This is a genomic window from Pseudoalteromonas sp. AWM4_233, from assembly GCF_056158285.1.
Map to the genome: position 1 here is coordinate 1 of NZ_JBSWSZ010000104.1, position 7906 is coordinate 7906.

The following is a 7906-nucleotide window of genomic DNA, read 5'->3' on the forward strand; positions in this document are numbered from 1 at the left end:
TGGTCAATAGAAGCTTTATCAAATAAATGTTTATTTTTCATTACTTGTTCAAATACATATTCTTCTCTTTCTAAACCTACTAAGATTCATATATTGCTCTTTTCCTATATCTAACCACTGCTCTTGCATGAAAACCCTCATGATGCATATTTATGACGGATGGTTTTTTCTTTAAATATATATCCCCATTAACAAAATCAAACGCTGCTTCTACATTGTTTGGAAGAATTGTTCCTTTTTTATCTATATTAACTTTTATACCTAATTCTCCCCATTCCTTTTTATACGCTCGAATTTCCTTTCTCAGTAGACTAAAGTTTCTCCAATTTCATTGGTTTGAATATTTACTTTTCTAAAATCCAAGTCAGCTCCGCTTTCGTTGCCTTATTAACTTCAGCTGTACTTTCAGCAAACTGATGAGTCAATAATTTTTCTTTAGATTGTTTAAGGGCATTGCTATCTGAGAAAGAGTCTACAATATTTCTTCCTGTATAAGCAAATTGATTTTTTGGCATTCGAATATTATTCAACATGTCAACGCTTTGCTTATACTTATCTAAAGTTATTACGTTTTTAGTGCCGTGCATAAAATTCGGACACTTTCACTAAGTTTTGAGGTTTTGCCTAACGTTGGAACTTTATCTACACCTTTTGTTCCTACGAATAATTCAGCGATTGCTAATTTAACTTGCATCTCTACGTTTCCATACCGTTCAGCTCTGCTATTCCAATCTCCATTTACAACATCTTGATTCCACGAATCAGAAATAGCTTGTTCTACAGCAGCAAATGTTTCGTCGATGTGAGAAAGAGCATACACAGCACCCTCAACACTATCTATTGGATGTAAAATTGTGTTTAATATTCCTTTAAGTTCATCTAACACCGCTTCATTCTGCCCCTTTTTGTAATTATAATATTGCCCGATAATCGGAGTGTTTTCTATCTGTCGAATAAACTTTTCGTACAAATGATCTATCGCTTCTACGTTATTTTCAACAGTATCTTTAAATTTATCGAACAACGATTCTTCTATAATATTACTTCCTTCAGAATGACGCTTTTTTTCTTCTGTAATCGCCTGGATAGAAGTCGTCCACTCCATATTCAACCCTTGCGTACTAAATGTACCACTTGCAGGACTAAAACCTTTTCCACTTTGTACTTCCGCAAGACCTGTAGCAATACTAGCTAGCTAATTGAAGTGCTGTAGCATAGTTATTGCTAGACGTTTGATTAAATTCATGTAGATGGTCTAACTTTTCTTGCAGTTTTTTCCTCATGACAGTAAAAAGATTCGCCATAGCGTCCATACCTGGGATTGGCATAGCTTGAGTGATGGCTTCCATACTTGCTTTCATTCGGTCAATCTCTCGAATTTGTTCTAATATTTCTTGTTCAATTACATCTGCCTGGAAGCGACTTGTGATTGAAATTGACTTGGAAATGCATCGTTCTGACGAATTAACTCTTCACACAGATAAATGATTCCTTGTGCTAAAGGGCGAAAGGTTTGTGCGAAAAATGCTTTTGCACTGCTCGTAAGTTTGCCCTTGTAGAACGGTATCACATTGCAAAAGCATCAATCGACTGAATGGCTTGTTCCATACCTTGAATGGTAGCTGTACATACAGCATTCATGCTTTGAGTTTGGCTTTGTACTTCTCCCAAATACATATTTAAACTCAAAAATCTCCCCCCCTTTTTATGCGAACAAGTAAATCATACCAATTAAAGGATATATATGTAAATATGCTGCTGTAGTAAACTCAATATCAAAGTAGAACTTTTCCATTTAATTACTAAAGTACCGTCTAATTCGTTTATGGGTACCTGTGAAGAATATGGTATACAAAATAAATTTACAGGATTTGAAATAAATATATAATAGAAGAAAAAAGAAATGTTTATATTGTCGCTACCATGTTGTCGTCAACCTCATGCGCCTAATGGCAACAAAAAACATCTACTTCGTTCCATTCGGTCAAGATGCATCCAGAGAAAAAACCCAACTCAATGGTCGCTCGCATGGAGCTGCTGGAAGACACAGTATTAGAAGCACTGCAGAAGAGAAAGCAATTGCAACCGGTGGTCGTAGAAAAATTCAGATATATGAATTAAAAAACGAAAAAAAACGGACAATTTTTGATGAAACCATCATTCTTACTGTCGAATATGATAAAATTGACGTTTTATTAAGATTAGAAGGGGTATTGTCTACTCCTTCTGATTCTAAAGTTATAGAAGGATTGGTATCTAGAAAGGGGCATAGTGATGGAAGAGCAAAAAACTTTTCATGTCGCTGTAGTTGGAGCAACCGGCGCAGTTGGTGAACAAATGTTAAATACTTTAGAGAAACGAGAATTTCCGATTGGGAAGTTAACGTTACTTTCATCTAAACGATCTGCAGGTAAGAAACTTGTATTTGAAGGCGAAGAATTTACAGTTCAAGAGGCAACTCCTGAAAGCTTTGAAGGAGTAGATATCGCACTATTCAGTGCTGGTGGATCTGTTCGGAACAATTAGCGCCAGAAGCAGCAAAACGCGGTGCGATTGTTGTTGATAATACAAGTGCATTCCGTATGACAGAAAACGTGCCACTTGTTGTACCTGAAGTAAATGAAAATGACTTAAAAGAACATAATGGCATTATTGCAAATCCAAACTGTTCTACAATTCAAATGGTAGCAGCTCTTGCAGCCAGTTACGCGAGACAATACGGCTTATTGAACGAGCTAATCGTTTCCACGTATCAAGCCGTTTCTGGTGCTGGTGCGGCTGCTATTGAATGAACTTCATAGAACAAGCTACAAGCTATCTTAGAATGGCGAAGAAGTTCACACCGGCAAATGTTCTTCCGGTATGGTGGTGATAAGAAGCATTATCCCAATTGCTTTTAATGCGATTCCACAGATTGATAAGTTCCAAGATAATGGATTTACATTTGAAGAAATGAAAATGATTAACGAAACGAAAAAAATTATGCAGTATGCCTGAATTAGCAAGTAGCGGCAACATGTGTACGTTTACCAGTTGTATCAGGACACTCTGAGTCTGTTTACATCGAAGTAGAAAAAGAAGGCGTAACAGTAGCAGAATGTAAAGAGCTTACTTGGCAAATGCGGAAGGTATTGTATCTGCAAGATAATCCAGAAGAGCAGTTATATCCAATGCCAGCTACTGCAGTAGGTAAACAACGAAGTATTCGTTGGAAGAATCCGTAAAGATTTAAATAACGATAAAGGATTCCATCTTTGGGTCGTATCTGATAACTTATTAAAAGGCGCTGCATGGAATTCTGTTCAAATTGCAGAAGCGCTTAGTAAAATTACAATTAGTGTAAACGGCTCAAGAGAAGGTGCAAAATATGAAAATAATTGTTCAAAAATTTGGTGGCACATCAGTACGTGATGACAATGGACGTAAGCATGCGCTTCATCATATAAAAAAATCATTAGCTGCTGGTTATAAAGTAGTTACTGTCGTATCTGCTATGGGTCGTAAAGGTGAACCATATGCAACGGATACGTTATTAAGTCTTGTAAATCAAGAGGAATCTACTATTTCTAAACGTGAGCAAGATTTATTATTATCGTGCGGAGAGTTAATCTCTGCAATTGTTTTCTCTAATATGTTGAATGAGAACGGTATAAAAGCAGCAGCATTAAATGGTGCACAAGCTGGTTTTGTAACGAATGATGACTTTACGAATGCAAAGATTATTGAAATGAATTGCGATCGTATACATGAAGAGTTAGAAAATGTAGATGTAATCGTCGTTACAGGATTCCAAGGGCAAACGAAAAAAGGTGATACGACAACACTTGGACGCGGAGGTAGCGATACTTCAGCTTCAGCATTAGGTGTTGCGCTTCATGCTGAATACATCGATATATTCACTGATGTAGAAGGTGTTATGACTGCGGATCCTCGTATTGTAAAAGATGCACGTCATCTTCAAACTGTAACGTATAACGAAATTTGTAACATGGCTTATCAAGGTGCGAAAGTCGTTCATCCACGTGCAGTTGAAATTGCGATGCATGCAAAAGTACCGCTTCGTGTACGTTCTACGTATTCTGAGAGTGAAGGTACGCTTATTTCAGCATATGACGGTGCTACAAGAGGTCGTGATGTAGAAGAACGTCCTGTTACAGGTATTGCCCACGTATCAAACGTAACGCAAATTAAAGTGCTTGCAAAAGAAACGGCATATGATTTGCAGCAACATGTGTTTAAAGAAATGGCGAACGAAGGAATCAGTGTCGATTTAATTAACATTTCACCTACTGGCGTAGCATATACGGTGAAGTGACAACTGTATCAAGTCATGCAGTTAAATTATTAAAGAACCTTGGATATGAGCCAATTGTGACAGAGCATTGTGCGAAAGTATCTATCGTTGGAGCTGGAATGGCAGGATACCCAGGGGTTACTGCGAAAATCGTTACAGCTTTAGCAGAAAAAGGTATTCAAATTCTGCAATCGGCAGATAGTCATACAACAATTTGGGTTCTTGTAAAAGAAACTGATTTAGTGGAGGCTGTAAATGCATTACATAGTGCGTTTGAGCTTTCAAAAGAAAAGCAACTGGAACAATAAGGAGTGAGACCATGATAGATTTTGGGACAATTGCAACTGCGATGGTAACACCGTTTGATATAAACGGTAATATCGATTTTGCGAAGACAACGAAATTGGTAAATTATTTAATTGATAACGGTACAACAGCAATCGTGGTAGGAGGAACGACAGGCGAATCTCCTACATTAACTTCAGAAGAGAAAGTAGCGTTATATCGCCATGTCGTATCTGTTGTCGATAAAAGAGTGCCCGTAATCGCTGGAACAGGTAGCAATAATACGCATGCTTCTATTGACTTGACTAAAAAGGCAACAGAAGTTGGTGTGGATGCAGTAATGCTAGTAGCACCGTATTATAACAAGCCGAGTCAAGAAGGAATGTATCAGCATTTTAAGGCAATTGCTGAAAGCACGCCGCTTCCGGTTATGCTATATAACGTTCCAGGACGATCTATTGTACAAATCTCCGTTGATACAGTTGTTCGTTTATCAGAAATAGAAAACATTGTTGCTATTAAAGATGCCGGCGGCGATGTGTTAACAATGACAGAAATCATTGAAAAAACAGCGGACGACTTTGCGGTATACAGCGGTGATGACGGTTTAACGTTACCGGCTATGGCAGTTGGAGCGAAAGGTATCGTTTCGGTAGCATCTCATGTCATCGGAAACGAAATGCAAGAAATGATTACAGCATTTCAAGCAGGAGAGTTTAAGAAGGCGCAAAAATTACATCAATTACTTGTAAGAGTAACTGATTCGTTATTTATGGCGCCAAGTCCAACTCCAGTAAAAACAGCGTTACAAATGGTTGGATTAGATGTAGGTTCTGTACGTTTACCACTTCTTCCATTAACAGAAGAAGAAAGAGTAACGTTACAATCTGTAATGCAATCTATTCCTCGTTAATAAAAATGACCTAGTGTGGAACTAGGTCATTTTTTTATTGATATGAAAATGTTTGAATCTGTTTTAATGTGAATCTTTTGTAAAATGATTTTAGGCTCGCCTTTCTCGTCTGTATATGACCCTATATAGAAAACATTTTATGTTGAAAACGAGTATATTACGCTACGCGTTCTCTACTGGCTGAAAGTATGAGATCCTGCCCTTTTGTTAATTTTGTTTCAACCTCTTGTTCTCGATAGTGACTGTCAAATCCCGCTAAAAATTTAACCTTATTAAATTTTTAGCGGGATTTTGTAATTCATAGCTTTTTGTCATGTAATGCAATGTTTATAAGAAAAGGATCTTACATCTTTAATTTTGTTGAAAAGTAGTTGCTGGTACAGAAAATACTTTCGGTTATGTTTTTATAGGAATTGCCTCAAATATGACGTAATCTATAAAAAAGCTTCATTTTATAAGTGTTTTTGTGCGATTCAAGAAAAAAATCTAGGAAATCCATCAAATGAAAGTAATTTAAAGTATTTAGGGTAGTTTTTTCCAAATAACATGGAGTATAAAAGCAGCGGAAATAAGCCATATACTTTTAGTGCTGTTCCTTTCTTTTACTTTTTCTTTCGCACGATTTAACTTGTGTTCTATTTCTTGTATCAGGTATAATATGGCTAAGTAGCTTAGTACGGGTATGCTTAGCAAAATTGGTAAAAATTATAATTTAATTACATTTTCATATCATATCGAATAAGATATTTGATTTATATAATGAAAGAGAGGTGAAACCTGGTTTAAAAAATAAACAAGGACATGATATCGCATAACGGTAAGGACATTCGTCTTGGACGGTGAATATATGGTGGTTGTAGAGTTTCCCCTGGTGTCTCTGCAATTTTAGTGAAATCAGTGTTTGCAAGATTTTTAAACCAGGCAACAACATGAAGAGAAAAGAGAATGAGTCTGTTAAAGTATTTGCTCTTGGTGGAGTAGGTGAAATCGGGAAAAACATGTACTGTGTTGAAATTGATTCTGAAATCTTTATTGTGGATGCAGGGTTAATGTTCCCGGGAGATGAAATGTTTGGAATTGATATCGTTATTCCTGATATTACATATTTAGTGGAAAACCAAGAGCGAGTAAAGGGTTTATTTATTACTCACGGTCATGAAGATCATATTGGTGGTATTGTTTACGTACTTCGTAAATTATCTATTCCAGTGTATGCAACGAAATTAACAGTAGGACTTATACAAGAAAAACTTGGCGAAGCGGGTATGTTAGGTCGTGTAGACTTAAAAACAATCGATTCAAATTCAACAGTAGAGTTTAATACTACAACGGTGTCATTCTTTGGAACGACACATAGTATTCCAGATTCTGTTGGTGTTTGTTTCCATACATCAAAAGGTGCAATCGTATATACAGGAGACTTTAAATTCGATCAAACTCCAATTGGAAATAGTGGAGCAGACCTTGGGAAAATGGCTCAAATTGGAAATGAAGGCGTACTTTGCTTATTATCTGATAGTACAAACGCAGAGCGCCCAGGTTATACAGGTTCTAGGTGCTGTAGTCCTGGACGTCTGACATACCGTTTAACCTTAGCAATACGTAACTGAACGAGTAGAGGACAAAATAAACTTGCAATGAAGCCATGGTGACCTAAAGCTGAAACCGTATGATAAATCTCACCTAAACGTTTTAGATATTTATTGTTTGCATCAAAGTCGACGGCTTCAGGGTGAACTGGTATAAGCATGGCTGTTGAAGCCATTAATGCGTTATAAAACATAAAGTTTAGGGATGGAGCAGTATCAATTAAGATAATATCAAATTGGTCTTCAACAGGCTTTATCACTTTCTCTAATAATTTATGATAATGACGAGTTTGTTCATAACTAGATGACTCTTTTAATTCAGTCGCTGTTTCATGTTCAAAATAAAAATCATCCATTCCCGATGGTAAAAGTCTAATATTAGGTATATGAGTCGATTGGAAAGCTTCACTAACAACATCGGACCAAACTTCACCCTCATCTAATTCAATGCAATCACGCATAAGATCACCAACAGTGATCGGTTCAGGATCTTGGGAAGGAAAAAAACTAGAAGAAGAGCCTTGAGGATCGAGATCAATAATTCCGATACGATAACGTTTGATATTCGTTGTTGCTAATGCGGCTGCTATATTTACTAAAGATGTTGTCTTACCACACCCACCCTTTAAAGAATTAATAACAATGACTTGAAGTTTATCATTTTCTTTACGCTGATCATGAGGAATACCCATAATTTCAGCCATAGCAAAAATATTAGATAGTGTGTAAGCATAATGCCCGTTAGCGCCCTTTTGAATGTTTAAATCATCAAAGTCACCTTGGTCAGGTGCTGTGTAAGAGGTGAATCTAACCGTCGTTAACCTT

General features: G+C 36.7%; 13 protein-coding genes and 3 pseudogenes. 9 read left to right on the top strand and 7 right to left on the bottom strand.

What is annotated here, in order from left to right; genetic code table 11:
- From ACXAC4_RS21305 to ACXAC4_RS21330, 6 genes are all read right to left on the bottom strand, one after another.
- On the bottom strand, positions 1-86 hold an 86-nt coding region (locus tag ACXAC4_RS21305), incomplete at its 3' end, for a zincin-like metallopeptidase toxin domain-containing protein (RefSeq protein ID WP_475165212.1).
- Complete coding sequence (locus ACXAC4_RS21310) at positions 80-307, bottom strand: zincin-like metallopeptidase toxin domain-containing protein (RefSeq protein WP_475165214.1); 228 nt, start codon at positions 305-307, stop codon at positions 80-82. The genes ACXAC4_RS21310 and ACXAC4_RS21305, both read right to left, overlap by 7 nt.
- Positions 308-344: 37 nt before the next feature.
- A complete protein-coding gene (locus ACXAC4_RS21315) occupies positions 345-533 on the bottom strand; it encodes a hypothetical protein (protein WP_475165193.1) in 189 nt (62 codons plus the stop codon).
- A gap of 32 nt (positions 534-565) precedes the next feature.
- Positions 566-1105 (bottom strand): hypothetical protein, encoded by a 540-nt coding sequence (locus ACXAC4_RS21320; protein WP_475165194.1) that lies wholly within the window; start codon positions 1103-1105, stop codon positions 566-568.
- Positions 1106-1187: 82 nt separating this feature from the next.
- Positions 1188-1361, bottom strand: a complete 174-nt coding sequence (locus ACXAC4_RS21325) for a hypothetical protein (protein WP_475165198.1) — start codon at positions 1359-1361, stop codon at positions 1188-1190.
- A 205-nt stretch (positions 1362-1566) separates the two neighbouring features.
- Positions 1567-1689 carry a hypothetical protein gene (locus tag ACXAC4_RS21330; RefSeq protein ID WP_475165200.1) on the bottom strand — a complete coding sequence of 41 codons (123 nt, stop codon included), beginning with the start codon at positions 1687-1689 and terminating at the stop codon, positions 1567-1569.
- Between the two features lie 260 nt (positions 1690-1949).
- Between ACXAC4_RS21330 and ACXAC4_RS21335 the strand changes: the two genes are divergently transcribed.
- From ACXAC4_RS21335 to ACXAC4_RS21375, 9 genes and pseudogenes are all read left to right on the top strand, one after another.
- Positions 1950-2333: a hypothetical protein gene (locus tag ACXAC4_RS21335; RefSeq protein ID WP_475165202.1), complete on the top strand. Its 384-nt coding sequence runs from the start codon at positions 1950-1952 to the stop codon at positions 2331-2333.
- Positions 2334-2337: 4 nt separating this feature from the next.
- A pseudogene (locus tag ACXAC4_RS21340) lies at positions 2338-2579 on the top strand (aspartate-semialdehyde dehydrogenase); the annotation flags it as partial.
- 3 nt (positions 2580-2582) lie between these two features.
- Complete coding sequence (locus ACXAC4_RS21345) at positions 2583-2792, top strand: hypothetical protein (protein ID WP_475165215.1); 210 nt, start codon at positions 2583-2585, stop codon at positions 2790-2792.
- Positions 2793-2862: 70 nt separating this feature from the next.
- Complete coding sequence (locus ACXAC4_RS21350) at positions 2863-2997, top strand: Asd/ArgC dimerization domain-containing protein (RefSeq protein WP_475165203.1); 135 nt, start codon at positions 2863-2865, stop codon at positions 2995-2997.
- Positions 2998-3062: 65 nt separating this feature from the next.
- Positions 3063-3411, top strand: a pseudogene (locus tag ACXAC4_RS21355) (Asd/ArgC dimerization domain-containing protein).
- Entirely contained in the window at positions 3368-4315 is a 948-nt protein-coding gene (gene dapG, locus ACXAC4_RS21360; RefSeq protein ID WP_475165206.1) for an aspartate kinase, read from the top strand. The pseudogene ACXAC4_RS21355 and the gene dapG overlap by 44 nt, the downstream one beginning before the upstream one ends.
- The gene (locus ACXAC4_RS21365; protein WP_475165208.1) at positions 4312-4602 is read left to right on the top strand and encodes an ACT domain-containing protein; all 291 of its coding nucleotides are present in this window, start codon (positions 4312-4314) and stop codon (positions 4600-4602) included. The genes dapG and ACXAC4_RS21365 overlap by 4 nt, the downstream gene beginning before the upstream one ends.
- Before the next feature lie 11 nt (positions 4603-4613).
- Positions 4614-5492 carry a 4-hydroxy-tetrahydrodipicolinate synthase gene (gene dapA, locus ACXAC4_RS21370; protein WP_000564763.1) on the top strand — a complete coding sequence of 293 codons (879 nt, stop codon included), beginning with the start codon at positions 4614-4616 and terminating at the stop codon, positions 5490-5492.
- A 929-nt stretch (positions 5493-6421) separates the two neighbouring features.
- Complete coding sequence (locus ACXAC4_RS21375; RefSeq protein ID WP_475165210.1) at positions 6422-7102, top strand: ribonuclease J; 681 nt, start codon at positions 6422-6424, stop codon at positions 7100-7102.
- A gap of 29 nt (positions 7103-7131) precedes the next feature.
- Here the strand turns inward: ACXAC4_RS21375 and ACXAC4_RS21380 are convergent.
- Positions 7132-7906, bottom strand: a pseudogene (locus ACXAC4_RS21380) (ParA family protein); the annotation flags it as partial.